Origin of the sequence: Pseudomonas japonica, from assembly GCF_900188455.1 — a bacterium.
GTDB classification, from domain to species: domain Bacteria; phylum Pseudomonadota; class Gammaproteobacteria; order Pseudomonadales; family Pseudomonadaceae; genus Aquipseudomonas; species Aquipseudomonas japonica.
In genome coordinates, this window is record NZ_FZOL01000013.1 from 13,179 (window position 1) to 28,758 (window position 15,580).

General features: G+C 67.7%; 13 protein-coding genes. 8 read left to right on the forward strand and 5 right to left on the reverse strand.

All coding sequences use genetic code 11. The features are described 5' to 3' along the window. Positions 1 to 33 precede the first annotated feature (33 nt). The 3 genes from CHB99_RS16470 to CHB99_RS16480 are packed head-to-tail and all read right to left on the reverse strand — an operon-like array spanning position 34 to position 2,172. Positions 34 to 747: a histidine phosphatase family protein gene (locus CHB99_RS16470; protein ID WP_042126365.1), complete on the reverse strand. Its 714-nt coding sequence runs from the start codon at positions 745 to 747 to the stop codon at positions 34 to 36. Beyond that, positions 737 to 1,114 carry a DUF6285 domain-containing protein gene (locus tag CHB99_RS16475; RefSeq protein ID WP_042126363.1) on the reverse strand — a complete coding sequence of 126 codons (378 nt, stop codon included), beginning with the start codon at positions 1,112 to 1,114 and terminating at the stop codon, positions 737 to 739. The genes CHB99_RS16470 and CHB99_RS16475 overlap by 11 nt, the downstream gene beginning before the upstream one ends. Beyond that, positions 1,111 to 2,172 carry a phosphotransferase family protein gene (locus CHB99_RS16480; RefSeq protein WP_084702793.1) on the reverse strand — a complete coding sequence of 354 codons (1,062 nt, stop codon included), beginning with the start codon at positions 2,170 to 2,172 and terminating at the stop codon, positions 1,111 to 1,113. The genes CHB99_RS16475 and CHB99_RS16480 overlap by 4 nt, the downstream gene beginning before the upstream one ends. A 204-nt stretch (positions 2,173 to 2,376) precedes the next feature. Between CHB99_RS16480 and prpR the strand changes: the two genes are divergently transcribed. The 7 genes from prpR (at position 2,377) to CHB99_RS16515 (ending at position 13,397) form a co-directional block, all read left to right on the forward strand. Beyond that, positions 2,377 to 4,332, forward strand: coding sequence for a propionate catabolism operon regulatory protein PrpR (prpR, locus tag CHB99_RS16485; RefSeq protein ID WP_052419470.1), 1,956 nt, complete (start codon positions 2,377 to 2,379; stop codon positions 4,330 to 4,332). 248 nt (positions 4,333 to 4,580) lie between these two features. After that, positions 4,581 to 6,182 carry a long-chain fatty acid--CoA ligase gene (locus CHB99_RS16490; RefSeq protein ID WP_245655621.1) on the forward strand — a complete coding sequence of 534 codons (1,602 nt, stop codon included), beginning with the start codon at positions 4,581 to 4,583 and terminating at the stop codon, positions 6,180 to 6,182. Between the two features lie 85 nt (positions 6,183 to 6,267). Continuing rightward, a complete protein-coding gene (locus CHB99_RS16495) occupies positions 6,268 to 6,597 on the forward strand; it encodes a DUF485 domain-containing protein (protein ID WP_042126359.1) in 330 nt (109 codons plus the stop codon). Between the two features lie 29 nt (positions 6,598 to 6,626). Continuing rightward, positions 6,627 to 8,252, forward strand: a complete 1,626-nt coding sequence (locus CHB99_RS16500) for a cation acetate symporter (protein WP_089266573.1) — start codon at positions 6,627 to 6,629, stop codon at positions 8,250 to 8,252. Between the two features lie 39 nt (positions 8,253 to 8,291). Further along, positions 8,292 to 10,064 (forward strand): acyl-CoA dehydrogenase C-terminal domain-containing protein, encoded by a 1,773-nt coding sequence (locus CHB99_RS16505; protein ID WP_042126354.1) that lies wholly within the window; start codon positions 8,292 to 8,294, stop codon positions 10,062 to 10,064. Between the two features lie 95 nt (positions 10,065 to 10,159). Then, positions 10,160 to 11,422, forward strand: coding sequence for an OprD family porin (locus CHB99_RS16510; RefSeq protein WP_042126353.1), 1,263 nt, complete (start codon positions 10,160 to 10,162; stop codon positions 11,420 to 11,422). A gap of 82 nt (positions 11,423 to 11,504) precedes the next feature. Beyond that, on the forward strand, positions 11,505 to 13,397 hold the full coding sequence (locus CHB99_RS16515) for a methyl-accepting chemotaxis protein (RefSeq protein WP_042126351.1): 1,893 nt from the start codon (positions 11,505 to 11,507) through the stop codon (positions 13,395 to 13,397). A gap of 18 nt (positions 13,398 to 13,415) precedes the next feature. Here the strand turns inward: CHB99_RS16515 and CHB99_RS16520 are convergent, their stop codons facing one another. Further along, on the reverse strand, positions 13,416 to 13,712 hold the full coding sequence (locus tag CHB99_RS16520; RefSeq protein WP_089266575.1) for a putative quinol monooxygenase: 297 nt from the start codon (positions 13,710 to 13,712) through the stop codon (positions 13,416 to 13,418). 73 nt (positions 13,713 to 13,785) lie between these two features. After that, the gene (locus tag CHB99_RS16525) at positions 13,786 to 14,469 is read right to left on the reverse strand and encodes a type 1 glutamine amidotransferase domain-containing protein (protein WP_042126348.1); all 684 of its coding nucleotides are present in this window, start codon (positions 14,467 to 14,469) and stop codon (positions 13,786 to 13,788) included. A gap of 139 nt (positions 14,470 to 14,608) precedes the next feature. Between CHB99_RS16525 and CHB99_RS16530 the strand changes: the two genes are divergently transcribed. After that, complete coding sequence (locus tag CHB99_RS16530; protein WP_042126346.1) at positions 14,609 to 15,580, forward strand: LysR substrate-binding domain-containing protein; 972 nt, start codon at positions 14,609 to 14,611, stop codon at positions 15,578 to 15,580.

Genomic DNA, 15,580 nt, shown 5'->3' on the forward strand with positions numbered 1-15,580 from the left:
ACGGTTTTCCTGTGGTTGCCAAACGGTTGGAGCTCAAAGGGCGGCCGGGGCGATCGCGCTGAACAGCTCTTCCAGCACGGTGCCGTCGACCCCCGCCTTGTGGGGGTTGTAGGGCGTGAAATTGAGGGTGCGGATGATCCCGCCCGGTGTCGCCGGGGCATCGCTGGCGACATCGATGATGTTCAGGCAGGCGGTGTCCTGCTCGAAGGCGGCGATGCCCGGCAGGCCGACGCCGGCCGCCCAGGCCAGGAGAATGCGGTTGACCGCGTCGTGGCTGACGATCAGCGCGCTGTGCCAGGACGGCTCGGCGAGCAGGGCGAAGAACTGCGCCAGGATCCGCTGCTGGAAGTCCTCCCAGCGCTCGCCACCGAGAAACCGCGCATCCGCCGTGGCCGCCTGGTGGTAAGCGCCGGTGACCGCGTCGCGCAGGGCACTGGCGGGGATCTCGCGCAAGCGCCCGGCGCGGATCTCGCGCAGCTCGGGCAGGAAGTCCACCACCGCCGGGCGCCCGGCCAGCAGCAGGTCGAGGGTCTGCTGGGCACGCGGGTAGTCGGAGCAGAGCACGCGGTCGAAGGTCAGGTCGCGGACGAACTGGCCCAGCGCGCGCACCTGCTGGGTACCGCGCCGGGACAGCGACACCGTGCGCGGATCGAGCGGGCGGCCCTGCTCGTCGAAGTAGTCGACGTGGCCGTGGCGCACCAGGTGCAGGCGGCGTCGGCGCTGGCCTGGCGGCAGTTCAGCGGGCATGGGCCAGCACCTTCGGATTGCTCACCGCCAGGCGGCTGCGGGTGATCGAATCGAGGGCCAAGAGCAAGGCGAGTTGCTGCTCGTTCGGGTGGTCGTACAACCCCTGGCGGATGAACTGCGCCAACAGGGCCCGCGCATCGCTGGCGGTGAGCCCGGCCAGGCCGTGAGTCGCCAGCAGACGGCTCAGCTCACGCGCCTCCAGTTGCGCGCAGTCATCGCCCTGGTCGATCTCGCGCAGGGCGATGGCCATGGCGCTGGCGATCATCCGGGCCTCGTAGTGCAGGTCCGTCGGCAGCGCCGCCAGCAACCGGTCGAGCAACAGCTCGCGGGACGTCGACAGCAGTTCTCGTGCATCCGGTGCGTTCATCGCACACCTCCGCTCAGGTTGAGGATTTCGTGTTCCAGCTCCGGCACCATGCGCCCGGTCAGGGCCAGTTCCAGCGAACGCTGCTGGCCGGTCAGGTGACGCTGCGCCTGCTGCAGGGCGACGACCGCCCAGCGCAGGTGGGCCATCAACTGCCAGTAGCGCAGCTCATCGGCATCCGGGCGCCAGCCGGAAAGCGCCTGATAGCCATCGAGGAAGTCGTCGAGTTCGCCCACACCGCCCGCCTCCCGGTCGGGACGACCGAAGCGCCAGCAGCGCGCGGTGAACCAGCCGAGGTCTTCGCGGGGATCACCCCAGCCGGCGAACTCCCAATCCAGCACGCCACTCAACTGGCCGCCGTCGACCATGTAGTTGCCGGTGCGGTAGTCACGGTGGATCAGCCGCGCGGGCACCGGCTCGGGCCGGTTCACCTCGCACCAGCGCAAGCCCCACTCGATCACCGGGTGGCTGCCCGGCAGCGCATCCAGGTACTGGCGGTACTGGTCGATGCAGGCCTGGGCATGATCGGCCCGTGCCGCCGGGAGAAAGCCCAGCGCCGGGTGCTCCGGGGTGATCCGGTGCAGCGCGGCGAGGCTGCGGCCCAGCTCGCGGCACAGCTCGCCACGCCGGGGTTCCAGGCTCGGGTCGGTGCTCAGCCGGTAGCCGCTGGCCGAGCCGGACAGCGCCTGCATGACGAAGAAATCGCGGCCGATCAGCGCCGGGTCGCGGCACAGCCACAACGGCTCGGGCACCTTGACCCCGGCCTGGTGCACCGCGCTGAGGACGGCGAACTCCTGCTCGCGGCTCATGCTCACCGCCACCGAGGACGGCGAATCGGTCCGCAGGACCCAGCGTCGTTCGAGGCGCTGCCCGGCGCGCTCCAGGGTGGCCGTCAGCAGCCAGTTTTCCTGGATGGCGCCGCCGGACAGACGCTCGCAGCGCTCGACGCGAATCCGGTCGCTCGCGGTGTGTGCCGCCAGGAAATGCGCCAGCGGCGTCAGGGCCTGGGGAAGGTCGATCCGCGGAGGCGCGGATCCAGTGGAGGATGGTGTGCTGTACATCGGCGATTCTGCTCACAGGTGGATGACCTGGGCAGGGCAGAGCAAGAGCCGTTCCAGCTCCTGAAAATAAATTATTTTTCCTTTTAAAACATATAGTTACGACATAACGACAGCTTCAGAAGGGTCTTCGCGACGACTGACGCTTTGCAAATGTGAAACCATTGTTTCAGTCTAGAAATAGCCCTCCCCTGCCGACCTGACGCCATGCCAGAAGAACGCTATCTCCCCAGAATCGTCGCCCTCATCACCCACCTGCGCCCGCCCGAAGGCCCCAGCCGCATGGCGCGCATCGTGCAGCAGGTGATCCCCGACTATCAGGACCGTGCGCACATCGAAATCGTCGAAACCACCACCCTGCAACTGCTCGACACCGGGCGGGCACTGGACGATCGGCAGGACGTCGACGTGATCATCTGTTCCGGCGCCACCGCCGACTACCTGCGGCGCCATATCGCCACCAGCAGCCTGGCGATCCGCATGGGCGAGTACGACCTGATCCGCGCCCTGGACCTGGCCAGGGCACAGGCGACCAAGGTGGGCATCGTCAGCTTTCAACGCGGCCACCCCGAACTGGACGCCATGGCTTCGCTGTTCACCGTCGAGGTGCGCCAGGCCACCTACTCCAACGCCGAAGAAGCGCACCAGCGCGTCCATCAGTTGATCGACGACGGCTACCGGGTCATCGTCGGCTCCTCCACCGCGGTGGAAATGGCCGAAGCAGCGGGCGCCAAGGGCGTGCTCGCGCTCAATGCCGATGCGATTCGCCGCGCCCTCGACGAGACCCTGGCGATCGCCCGCAGCCGAACCCACGCCCTGATCCAGCAGCAACGCCTGAATGCCGTGCTGCGCAACCTCACCGACGGCGTGATCGCAGTGGACGCCAACGGCATCGTGCAGTCCCTCAACCCGCGCATGGCCCAGTTGCTGGACATCCCCGCCGACACCGCGCGGGATCGCGCGATCGCTGAGCTCATGCCGGAACTGGACATCAGCGCCACGCTGCGCAACGGCGAGAGCGAGGAGAACCGCATCCTGCGCATCGGCGGGCGGGTGCTGGCGGCCAACATCAGCGCCATCATCGAAAGCGGCCGACCGGATGGCGCGGTGATCTCCTGCCAGGAAACCAACGTCATCCAGCGCGCCGACCGGCGCATCCGCAGCCAGGCACGCCCGCGGCAGTTCACCGCGCGCTACCGCTTCGAGCAGATTCTCGGCGACACCCCGGCATTCCGCATGCTGCTGGAACTGGCGCGGCACTACGCGCAAACCGACGCCACCGTGCTGATCACCGGAGAAAGCGGTACCGGCAAGGAACTGCTCGGGCAGAGCCTGCACAATGCCAGTCCGCGCCAGGCCGGGCCCTTCGTCGCGATCAACTGCGCCGCCTTCCCCGAAACCCTCCTGGAAAGCGAACTGTTCGGCTACGAGGACGGCGCCTTCACCGGCTCGCGCAAGGGCGGCAAGACCGGCCTGATCGAGGCGGCACACACCGGCACGCTGTTTCTCGACGAGATCGGCGACATGCCCGTCAGCCTGCAGACCCGCCTGCTGCGCGTGCTGCAGGAGCGCGAGGTGCTGCGCCTGGGGGCATCGGAGCCGACCCCGGTGGACCTGCGCGTACTCGCCGCGACCCATTGCGACCTGCGCGAGCGCATTGCCGATGGACGCTTTCGCGAAGACCTCTACTACCGCCTGAACATCCTGCGCCTCGCGGTCCCACCGCTGCGGGAACGGGCCGCGGATATCCCGCTGCTGGCCAACGCGATCCTCCAACGCCTGCCCGAGAGCGCCGCGGCAGCGGGCCGCACGCTCCTCGAACGGCTGATGCCGACGCTGCAGAACCATGCCTGGCCGGGCAACATTCGCGAGCTGGAGAACCTCGTCGAACGGGCCGTGCTGTCCGCCCCGAGCCTCGGCGACGATCCCGGCGAACTGCTGCTGCGCCCGCTGTTCCCGGAGTTGTTCGACCATAGCGAGGAGCAGACCCTGGACGCCGCCGAGGACCTGCGCCATGTCGGCAAGAGCAGCGAAGTGGCGCATGTGCGCAAGGTGCTCGCCGCCTGCGCGGGCGACGTCAACGAGGCCGCGCGCCGCCTGGGCATCAGTCGCACGACCCTGTGGCGGCGCCTGCGCGCGGGCGGCGCGACACCGCAGGAATGAAATGGTGAACCTGAAACCCGGTTCAGATTTGAAACCGAAGCCAGCTGAAAAAAGCACCGGCGAGCGCCCGACTCGCCGACACGTAAATCTATCTATTTGATTTAAAAAGGTTTTATTGCGGTAAAAAGTTCATCACAGCCTTTGGCACAGGCCTTGCTGATCCCCTGTCACGAGGGTTGCCGCTCCAGCGAACGGCAACTGTGTATGCCCTCATACAAGAACAAGGCAGGAGGTTGCCTGTGCAAGGCATGATGATGAACTTCGACCTCGGCATCGGCGCGATCATGCGCCATGCCCTGCAGGTCGCGGCCGATACCGAGATCGTTTCCCTGTTCGCCGATGGGCGCGTGCATCGCTACACCTACGCCGACGCGTTCGCCCGCGTCGCCCGCCTGGCCAACGTCCTGGAGGCGCTGGACTGCCCGCCGGACGCACGGATCGGCACCCTGGCCTGGAACGATCACCGGCATTTCGAGCTGCACTACGCCGCGCCGTGCAGCGGGCGCGTCTGTCACACCATCAATCCCAAGCTGTTCCCCGAGCAGATCGCCTACATCATCCGCCATGCCGAGGATGATGTGCTGTTCATCGACCCCCAGTTCATCCCGCTGGTGGAAGCGCTGCAGGACCAGCTGGTCTCGGTGCGCCGTTTCATCGCCCTGTGCGGCGCCGACGAACTGCCCGCCAGCAGCCTGCCCGGCCTGCTCAGCTACGAAGCGCTGCTGGCCGGGGCGAGCGCGGACTATGCCTGGCCGGAGATCGACGAACGCCAGGCCTGCGGCCTCTGCTACACCTCGGGCACCACCGGCGATCCCAAGGGTGTGCTGACCAGCCACCGCAGCACCGTGCTGCACGGCATGGCGCAGAACATGGCCGACAACGTCGGCCTGCGCGCCATCGACGTGGTGATGCCGATGGTGCCGATGTTCCATGTCAGCGCCTGGGGCATGCCCTACAACGCCGCGATGGTCGGCGCCAAGCTGGTCCTGCCCGGCCCCGGGGTCGGTGACGCCGCGGCGATGGTGCGGCTGATCAACGACGAGGGCGTGACCTTCTCCCTCGCGGTCCCGACCCTGTGGAACAACATCAGCCAGTACCTGCAGTCCCACGACCTGCAGATCCCCACCCTGAGCCGCGCGGTGACCGGCGGCGCGGCCTGCCCGCTGGCGCTGATCGAGGCCATGGGCGAGCACGGCGTGGCCCTGGAGAACGGCTGGGGCATGACCGAAATGAGCCCCATGGGCAGCTACAACCGCCATCAGCCCTGGTACGCCGAACTGCAGGAGCCGCAGCGCGGGGCGCAACTGCTCAAGTCCGGCCGCTCGCTGTTCGGCGTGGAAATGCGCATCGTCGACGAAGCCGGCCAGCGCCTGGCGCATGACGGCGTGGCCTCCGGCGCCCTGCAGGTGCGCGGCCCGTGGGTGCGCAACGGCTATTACGGCCAGGACAGCAGCGAGGACTGGTTCGATACCGGCGACGTGGCCTGCATCGATCCGCACGGCTACATGCTGATCACCGATCGCCTCAAGGACGTGATCAAGTCCGGCGGCGAATGGATCTGCTCGGTGGCCATCGAGAACGCGATCATGGCCCACCCCGATATCGCCGAGGCGGCGGTGGTCGGTGTCGCCCATCCGCGCTGGAGCGAGCGGCCGCTGCTGGTGATCGTGCCCAGGGACGCCGGGGCCGCGCCGAGCCATGCGCAGTTGATCGCCTTCCTCGACGGCAAGGTGCCGAAATGGTGGCTGCCGGATGCCAGCGAAGTGCTGGAGCAACTGCCCCACACCGCCACCGGCAAGGTCAGCAAGAAGACCCTGCGCGAACGCTACAACGCCTACACCTGGCCCTGAGCGGCCATTCCTGTCCATGACGACAAACGGCCCGCCCCGCGGCGGGCCGGTGCCCTGCCGTACAACAAAAACAACCGGAGGCCCCATGACCCGCACGTCCGATCCACACGTCGAGCACTATCAGCGCATACGCCAGAACCCCAGATTCCTCGCCCTCAGCCGGGCCCGCTCGCGGACCAGCTGGCGCCTGTCGGCGGTGGTGCTGGCCGCCTACTTCCTGTTCATGGGCGTCGCCGCCGTGAACCCGCAGTTCCTCCACCAGCCGCTCTTCCCGGGGAGCCACCTGAGCCTCGGCCTGCCGCTGGGCGCACTCCTGCTGCTGGCCAGCTGGCTGCTCACCGCCTGGTACGTGCACCGCGCGAACCAGCACTTCGACCCAATCGGCGCCAGCATCATCGAGGAGAGCCAGGCATGAAACGCATTGCGACCCGTGGTTTCGCGGCAATGGCCGCTGTCCTGCCCGGCCTGGCCTGCGCCGCCGAGAGCGGCCGGCAGCCGCTCAAGCTGGACGCGATCGGCATGTTCATGCTGTTCGTCTTCGCCACCCTGCTGATCACCTGGTGGGCCTCGCGGCGCACCCATTCGACCCACGATTTCTACACCGCCGGCGGCGGCATCAGCGGCTTCCAGAACGGCCTGGCGATCGCCGGCGACTACATGTCGGCGTCGACCCTGCTGGGCGTCTCCAGCCTGGTGTTCGCCAAGGGCTACGACGGCTTCATCTATGTCACCGGCTTCTTCATCGGCTGGCCGATCCTCACCTTCCTCATGGCCGAGCGCCTGCGCAACCTCGGCCGCTACACCTTCGCCGACATCGTTTCGTTCCGCCTCGACCAGCGCCGTATCCGCGTCCTGGCCGCCTGCGGCTCGCTGACCGTGGTGTGCTGCTACCTGCTGCTGCAGATGGTCGGCGCCGGACAGTTGATCAAGCTGCTGTTCGGCCTCGACTACGCCGTCGCGGTGGTGGTGGTGGGCGTGCTGATGCTGGTGTACGTGGTCTTCGGCGGCATGCTGGCGACCACCTGGGTGCAGATCATCAAGGCCGTGCTGCTGCTGGCCGGCGGTACCACGCTGATGCTCCTGTCCCTCGCCGAGTTCGGCTTCAGCCTGGAAACCCTGGCCCGGCGCGCGGTGGAAACCCACGCCAACGGCTGGAACATCATGGGCCCCGGCAGCATGCTGTCCAATCCGCTGAACGTCGCTTCCATGGCCCTGGGCCTGGTGTTCGGCCTGGCCGGCCTGCCGCACATCATGATGCGCTTCTTCACCGTGCCCAACGCCCGCGAAGCGCGCAAGTCGGTGCTCTACGCCTCGGCCTTCATCGGCTTCTTCTTCCTCGTGGTGTGCGTCCTCGGCTTCGCCGCCATCGTCATCGTCGGCACCGACCCGCAGTACTTCGTCAACGGGCAACTGGGCGGCGCACTGGTGGGCGGCAGCAACATGGTCGCCCTGCACCTGGCCAACACGGTCGGCGGCAGCCTGTTCCTCGGCTTCCTCTCGGCCGTGGCCTTCGCCACCATCCTCGCGGTGGTCGCGGGCCTGACCCTGGCCGGCGCCTCGGCCATCTCCCATGACCTCTACGTGACCGTGCTCAAGCGCGGCCAGGCCAGCGAGGCCGAGGAGATGAAAGTCTCGCGCCTGGCGGTGGTGGGCCTGGGCCTGGTGGCCATCGCCCTGGGCATCCTCTTCGAGCAGGTCAACATCGCCTTCCTCGTGGGCCTGACCTTCGGCATCGCCGCCTCGGCCAACTTCCCGGTGCTGATCATGGCCATGTACTGGAAAGGCCTGACCACCCGCGGGGCAATCTGCGGCGGGCTGGCGGGGCTGATCTCGTCCCTGACCCTGGTGACCCTCTCGCCAACCGTCTGGGTCACCGTGCTCGGCCACGCCCAGGCGATCTTCCCCTACGACCACCCGGCCCTGTTCTCCATGCCCCTGGCCTTCCTCGTGCTGGTGCTGGTGTCGCACTTCGACCGCAGTGCGCAGGGCGCCCGCGATCGCCAGGGCTTCGACGACCAGAAGGTGCGCGCCGAAACCGGGCTGGGCATGGACAGCGCCACTTCCCACTGACCCGCGGGGGCAATGCCCCCGCCATCGAGAGCTTTATCCATGAGTACATTCCAGGCCCCGTTGCGCGACATGCGCTTCGTCCTCCATGAAGTCTTCGCCGCCCCCGAGCTGTGGGCGCGCCTGCCGGCCCTGGCGGACAGCGTCGATGCCGACACCGCAGACGCCATTCTCGAAGAAGCGGCCAAGGTCACCGCGAGCCTGATCGCCCCGCTCAACCGCAGCGGCGACGAGGAAGGCGCGCAGTGGCACGCCGGCGCGGTGCGCACCCCCGCCGGCTTTCGCGAGGCCTATGCCACCTACGCCGAGGGCGGCTGGGTCGGCCTGTCCGGCAACCCGCGGTACGGCGGCATGGGCATGCCCAAGATGCTCGCCGTGGCCTTCGAGGAGATGCTCTATGCCGCCGGCTCCAGCTTCGCCCTGTATTCGGCGCTGAGCGCCGGTGCCTGCCTGGCCATCGATGCCCACGCCAGCGAGGACCTGAAGCGCATCTACCTGCCGGCGATGTACGCCGGCCACTGGGCCGGTTCCATGTGCCTGACCGAGGCCCACGCCGGCACCGACCTGGGCCTGATCCGCACCCGCGCCGAACCCCGCGCCGACGGCAGCTACCAGGTCAGCGGCAGCAAGATCTTCATCACCGGCGGCGAGCAGGACCTGACCGAGAACATCATCCACCTGGTGCTCGCCCGTCTGCCTGACGCCCCGGCCGGCCCCAAGGGCATCTCGCTGTTCCTGGTGCCCAAGGTGCTGGTGAACGCCGACGGCAGCCTCGGCGCGCGCAACGCGGTGAGCTGCGGTTCCATCGAACACAAGATGGGCATCAAGGCGTCGGCCACCTGCGTGATGAACTTCGACGGCGCCACCGGCTACCTGGTGGGCGAAGCGAACAAGGGGCTGGCGGCGATGTTCACCATGATGAACTACGAGCGCCTGTCCATCGGCATCCAGGGCATCGGCTGCGCCGAGGCGTCCTACCAGAGCGCGGTGGCCTATGCCCGCGACCGCCTGCAGAGCCGCGCCGCCGCGGGTGCGCTGAACCCGCAGCAGGCCGCCGACCCGATCATCGTCCACGCCGACGTGCGGCGCATGCTCCTGACCATGAAGGCGCTGAACGAAGGCGGGCGCGCGTTCGCCTGCTATGTCGGCCAGCAACTGGACCTGAGCAAGTACGCCACGGACCCCGGCGAACGCCGCGACGCCGAAGCCCTGGTGGCCTTGCTGACCCCAGTGGCCAAGGCCTTCTTCACCGACAACGGCCTGGAAAGCTGCGTGCATGGCCAGCAGGTGTTCGGCGGCCACGGCTACATCCGCGAATGGGGCCAGGAACAACTGGTCCGTGATGTGCGCATCGCGCAGATCTACGAAGGCACCAACGGCATCCAGGCCCTCGACCTGCTGGGCCGCAAGGTGGTGGCCAACGGCGGCGCGACGCTGCAGCGCTTCGCCGCGGAGATCCGTGACTTCGCCCACACCCGGCGCACGCCCCACAGCCCCGCGCTGCTGGAGGCGCTGCAGCGTCTGGAAGTCCTCAGCGACTGGCTGCTGGATCAGGCCAAGGCCGATCCCGACTCGGTGGGCGCGGCCTCGGTGGAGTACCTGCACCTGTTCGGCTACGTCGCCTACGCCTACATGTGGGCGCGCATGGCCGCGACCGCACAGCACAAACACGACGAAGACCCAGGGTTCTACGGCGGCAAGCTGGCCACCGCGGACTTCTTCTTCAGCCGCCTGCTGCCGCGCACCCTGGGCCTGGAGGCGAGCATCCGGGCCGGCAGCCGGCCGCTGTACGGTCTGGGCGCCGAACAGTTCTGAATCACGCAATCCCCCTGCTTCCCGTGCCTCGCATCGACCCCCGCGGTTCGATGCGCGGCGCACCGTTCCCTCAAAAACAACAACAGGACATCACCATGAAGCATTCCCTCCCCGTCACACACTTGCTCCTGGCCGGCTGCGCCCTCGCCCCGGCCTTGCCGGCCAGCGCGGCCCTGCTCGACGACAGCAAGGCCAGCCTGGAGCTGCGCAACTTCTACATGAACCGTGATTTTCGCCAGGCCGGCGCCCCCCAGGCCAAGGCCGAAGAGTGGGCCCAGGGCCTGCTGCTGCGCTACGAGTCGGGGTTCACCGAGGGCGATATCGGCGTCGGCATCGATGCCCTCGGCCTGCTCGGGATCAAGCTCGATTCCGGCGGCGGGCGCAGCGGCACGCAGTTGCTCAAGCAGGACCGGGAAAGCCGCGAGGCGCAGGACGAGTACGGGGAACTGGGCCTGACCGCGAAGTTCAAGGTCTCGCGCACCGTGCTCAAGCTGGGCGCGCTGCAGCCGCGCCTGCCCAGCGTCTCCTACAACGACGCGCGCCTGCTGCCGCAGAGCTTTCGCGGTGGCCACCTGAACTCCCAGGAGATCGACGGCCTGACCCTCGATGCCGGACGCCTGAGCCAGGTCAACCAGCGCAACTCCTCCGACTTCGAAGACATGAGCGCCAGCAGCGGCAGCGCCGGCGCCACCGGCATCAAGAGCAGCAAGACCAGCGACGCCTTCAACTTCGCCGGCCTGACCTATCGCTGGAACGACCAGCTGAGCGGCGCCTGGCACTATGGCGAACTGGAAGACATCTACCGCCAGCACATCCTCAGCCTGACCCACACCCTGCGCTTCGACGACCAGCGCTCGCTGCGCAGCGAAGTGCGCGCCGCCCGCGCCCGGGACGACGGCAGCAGCAACGTCGACAACGACGCCTACGGCGCCATGCTGACCTACCGCCAGGCGGCCCACAGCGTCGCCTTCGCCTACCAGCGCATGGCCGGCGACACCGGCTACGCCTACATCGCCGGCAGCGATCCGTTCCTGTTCAACTACGTGCAGTTCGGCGACTTCGCCAACCGCGACGAACGCTCCTGGCAAGCGCGCTACGACTATGACTTCAGCGCCCTGGGGATTCCCGGCCTGACCTTCATGAGCCGCTATATCAGCGGCAGCGACATCGAACTCGGCGGCGGTCGGCCGAGCGGCGAGGAATGGGAACGCGATACCGACATCGCCTATGTGTTCCAGAGCGGTCCGTTGCGCAACCTGGGCGTGAAATGGCGCAACGCGACGATCCGCACCCGGCACTTCGCCAACGACCTGGACGACAACCGCCTGATCCTCAGCTACACCCTGCCGCTGTGGTGAGACGCCGGCGTGGCCGGGTTCGCCCGGCCGCGCTGCGTTCGCCCTCCTTCTCCCTGCAGAAACCACGATGGTGCCTACGCCGATGCTTCATGTCCGTTCATTCGCCCGCAAGATCCTCCTGGCCGCGTCCCTGGTCGTGGTGGCGGCCTTCGGCCTGTTCGCCCTGTACCAGGATCAACGCCAGCAAGACGTCACGCAGCGCAGCCTGGAAGCCGAGCTCAGTGGCAACGGCAGGCTGCTGGCGTACAGCATCCACAACTGGCTGGAGGGGCGTGGCCATCTGGTCAGCCTGCTGGCGCGGCAACTGCAGGCGTCGGACCAGGCCCCGGCAACGGTGCGTGGCCTGCTCGACCAGGAGGTCTACGCCAAACTGTTCCTTTCCACTTCGCTGGGCAGCGCGCAAGGCAGCTTCACCAGCGCACCCGACACACCGATGCCGCCAGGCTACGACCCACGCACCCGCGTCTGGTACAAGCAGGCCGCCGCGGGCTCGGGCCTGGTCATCACCGAACCCTACCTGTACGCCGGCACCAACCGCCCCGCCCTGGCCCTTGCCCACCCCATCGTGCGCGATGGCCGCCTCACCGGCGTGGCGGCCGGCGCCGTCGCCCTCGACGCCATCAACGCCATGCTCGAAGCGGCCAACCCCGGCGCCGACGGCTACGCCTTCCTGGTCAGCGAGCAAGGGCAGATCCTCCTGCACCCGCGCCAGGAACTGCTGTTCAAGAATCTCGGCGAAGCCTACCCGCAGCTGTCAGCACAACGCGTCGACGGACTGCAGGAATTCAGCGAAGGCGGCAAGAGCAAGCTGCTCGCGCTGACCCCCATCAGCGGTCTGCCGGGTATCCATTGGCAGGTCGCCCTGGTGATCGACAAGGCCGCCGCCTACCGGCCACTCACCGAGTTTCGCCGCACCGCCTACAGCGCCACGGCCCTGGCCGTGCTGGCGGTACTGCTCCTGCTCGGCGCCTTGATCCACTGGCTGCTGCGCCCTCTGCGCGAAATCAGTGGCGCCATGCAGGACATCGCCGGCGGCGAAGGCGATCTGACCCGGCGCCTGAACGCCCGCGGCACCGATGAACTGGCGGAACTGGCCCACGCTTTCAACCGTTTCGTCGCGCGCATCCACGACTCCGTCGGCCAGGTGGCGCGCAGTGCCCACCAACTGCACGCGGTGGCCCGCCAGGTGCTGAGCACCACCGACGGCCTGGTGGCCAGCAGCGACGAGCAGAGCAGCCGCACCACCAGCATGGCGACCGCCATCGTCGAGCTCGGCGCCACCGCCCAGGAAATCGCCCACAGCGCCGCCGATGCCTCCACCCAGGCCAGCGATGCCAGGCGGAAAAGCGAAGCGGGATCGTCCACGGTCGCGCAGACGCTGTCGTCCATCGGCCAGTTGAGCGACGACATCGCGAGCTGCCGAACGGAAATCGATGCGCTGGCCAGCCGCACCCTGGATATCGGCAAGATTCTCGACGTGATTCAGGGCGTATCGGCGCAGACCAACCTGCTGGCGCTGAACGCGGCGATCGAGGCGGCCCGCGCCGGTGACGCCGGGCGTGGCTTCGCTGTGGTCGCCGACGAGGTCAGGGGGCTGGCCCACCGCACCCAGGCGTCGGCGCAGGAAATCCAGCAGATGATCGAAGAATTGCAGAGCGGCGCGGACCGCGTGGTCGCGGTGATGACCGCCAGCCAGCTGCGCGGCCGTCAGACCCGGGAGATCGCCGATCACGCCGGGCAGCACCTGTCGGGCATCACCGCGCTGGTCGGCGACATGGATGGACTGAACCATTCCGTGGCCACCGCCACCGAGGAGCAGACCACCGTCATCGACTCCCTCGCCGAGCAGATCAGCGAAATCAGCCTGCTCAACCAGGATGGACTGGGCGATCTGCGCACGACCCTGGATGCCTGTGTGCAACTGGAAGAACAGGCTGGCCAACTGCTGCGCCTGGTCAGCGGATTCCGCATCTGAACAGCGCGCGCCGCGGCTTCAGGCGATCCGCAGCGCGCGCGTCACCGTGGGGCTGCCGTGCAGCAGCGGCGCCACCTGCTCCAGCGCCAGACGCAGGTGCGCGGTCTGCCAGTGCGCGGCCTCTTCCGCCGCGCTGCGCCAGACCTCGAAGGAGCAGAAACGCAGCGGATCGTCGAGGGATTGGTAATAGCCATACTCAAGACAACCCGGTTCTTCCCGGGTGCGTTCGCTGAGCTCGGCGAGGATGGTGCGTGTGGCATCGAACGTACCCGGCCTGATGCTGAAGCTGGCCGTTACGCAGAGAGAGGTGGACATGGTCATCGAACTCCGGAGGGACATCAGCCACCCCATGCCGTGCGTGGCAGCGATGGGGTGGCGCCAGGCGGCGCTAGCCGGCCAGTTCCTTGAGCACCAGCTCGGCCACCGCGGCCCCGGAGGCCGGGTTCTGCCCAGTGATCACCCGCTGGTCAGCCACGGCGTAGGCGGCCCATGGCTCGGCGGCCTTGGTGTACACCGCGCCGCGTTTGACGATTTCGTCCTCGGTCAGGTACGGCATGTACTGGTCCAGCTCGGCCAGGCGCTCTTCGGCGTTGGAGAAGCCGGTGACCTCCTTGCCATCGATCAGCAGGGTGCCATCGGACAGCCGGATGTTCAGCAGCCCTACCGCGCCGTGACAGACGGAGGAAACGATGCCACCGTTTTCGTAGATGCCGCGGCTGATCGCCTGCAGTTCCTGGTTGTCGGGGAAATCCCAGACCACGCCGTGACCACCGGCGTAGTAGATCGCCGCATAGTTCCGCGGGTCGACCTGTTCGGGCTTGAGCGTGGCGCCCAGGCGGCTCATGAAGTCGCTGTTCTGGTACCACTGCCAGTCGGTGGCGTCGGCCATGGCCAGGCTATGCGGGTCGATCGGGGTATAGCCGCCCTTGGGACTCACGTAGTCGACCTGGTAACCCGCCGCCTCGACCACCTTGACGAAATGCACGGCCTCTCCAAGCCAGAGGCCGGTGGCGCGCTCCAGGTTCGGATACTTGGGCACGCTGGTCAGCACAACCAGCATTTTCTTGCTCATATCACACCTCACTGTCGCACTACTGAAAGAAAGCCAGGCAGGCCGTGGCCAACCTGGCGGCTGCCAACATAGACGCCTCCCGGATGAGCCGGTAGACGCCGGATCGGAAATGACCATTGCACAGATGGAACGCTGAACCATGTATGACCTCAACGAGCTGTACTTCTTCGTCCAGATCGTCGAACACCAGGGCATCGCCGCGGCGAGCCGGGCACTGGACATCCCCAAGTCGCGACTGAGCCGGCACCTCGCGGCCCTGGAAGACCGCCTCGGTGTACGCCTGATCAACCGCTCCACCCGTCAGTTCGCCGTGTCGGACCTGGGCATGGAGTACTACCAGCATTGCCTGAACATGCTCGACGGCGCGCAGGCCGCGCAGGCCCTGATCGACGACAACCAGGCCGCGCCTCGCGGGCTGGTGCGCATCGCCTGCCCGACGGCCCTGCTCAACTTCCTCGTGGCCGGGATGATCGCGCGCTTCCTCGATCGCCATCCCGAGGTGGAGGTCCATCTGGAGAGCACCAACCGCCAGGTCGATCCGCTGCGCGAAGGTTTCGACATCGCGCTGTGGGTCGGATTCCAACCCCTGGAGGACAGCGGCCTGATCATGAAACGGCTGTCGTACAGTCCGCAGGCGCTGGTCGCCAGTCCCAGGCTGCTCGAACGCCTGGGGCCGGCGCACAGCCTGGCCGACCTGGGCCGCTTCCCCAGCCTGAGCCTGCCGCCCTGCTCCGGTCAGTCGGTGTGGAACATGGAAGGCCCCGGCGGCGTGCAGGCCACGGTGCGGCACACGCCGCGCCTGGTCACCGACGACATGATCACCCTGCGCCGGGTCGCCCTGGAGGGCGGCGGCATCGTGCAACTGCCCAGGCTGGTGGTGTTCAAGGACATCCACAACGGCCTGCTCAGCCCCCTGCTCGCCGATTGGGTCCCGCGGGGCGGGGTGATCCACGCCCTGCTGCCCTCCAGGCGCGGGATACCCCAGTCGGTGCGGGTGCTGCTCGACTTCCTCGCCGACAGCTTCAAGGCGCTGGACATCGACAATCTCTACCAGGGCTATGTGCTGCGCGGCGACGAAGACGCCTGCTTCCTGACCGATGTGGAATCCTGA

What these genes read in the sequence shown, in the direction of transcription:
- prpR (WP_052419470.1), top strand. Translation starts at nt 2,377, where the DNA reads ATGCCAGAAGAACGCTATCTCCCCAGAATCGTCGCCCTCATCACCCAC.
- CHB99_RS16490 (WP_245655621.1), top strand. Translation starts at nt 4,581, where the DNA reads ATGATGATGAACTTCGACCTCGGCATCGGCGCGATCATGCGCCATGCC.
- CHB99_RS16480 (WP_084702793.1), bottom strand. Translation starts at nt 2,172, where the DNA reads ATGTACAGCACACCATCCTCCACTGGATCCGCGCCTCCGCGGATCGAC.
- CHB99_RS16505 (WP_042126354.1), top strand. Translation starts at nt 8,292, where the DNA reads ATGAGTACATTCCAGGCCCCGTTGCGCGACATGCGCTTCGTCCTCCAT.
- CHB99_RS16475 (WP_042126363.1), bottom strand. Translation starts at nt 1,114, where the DNA reads ATGAACGCACCGGATGCACGAGAACTGCTGTCGACGTCCCGCGAGCTG.
- CHB99_RS16510 (WP_042126353.1), top strand. Translation starts at nt 10,160, where the DNA reads ATGAAGCATTCCCTCCCCGTCACACACTTGCTCCTGGCCGGCTGCGCC.
- CHB99_RS16500 (WP_089266573.1), top strand. Translation starts at nt 6,627, where the DNA reads ATGGCCGCTGTCCTGCCCGGCCTGGCCTGCGCCGCCGAGAGCGGCCGG.
- CHB99_RS16520 (WP_089266575.1), bottom strand. Translation starts at nt 13,712, where the DNA reads ATGTCCACCTCTCTCTGCGTAACGGCCAGCTTCAGCATCAGGCCGGGT.
- CHB99_RS16525 (WP_042126348.1), bottom strand. Translation starts at nt 14,469, where the DNA reads ATGAGCAAGAAAATGCTGGTTGTGCTGACCAGCGTGCCCAAGTATCCG.
- CHB99_RS16495 (WP_042126359.1), top strand. Translation starts at nt 6,268, where the DNA reads ATGACCCGCACGTCCGATCCACACGTCGAGCACTATCAGCGCATACGC.
- CHB99_RS16470 (WP_042126365.1), bottom strand. Translation starts at nt 747, where the DNA reads ATGCCCGCTGAACTGCCGCCAGGCCAGCGCCGACGCCGCCTGCACCTG.
- CHB99_RS16515 (WP_042126351.1), top strand. Translation starts at nt 11,505, where the DNA reads ATGCTTCATGTCCGTTCATTCGCCCGCAAGATCCTCCTGGCCGCGTCC.
- CHB99_RS16530 (WP_042126346.1), top strand. Translation starts at nt 14,609, where the DNA reads ATGTATGACCTCAACGAGCTGTACTTCTTCGTCCAGATCGTCGAACAC.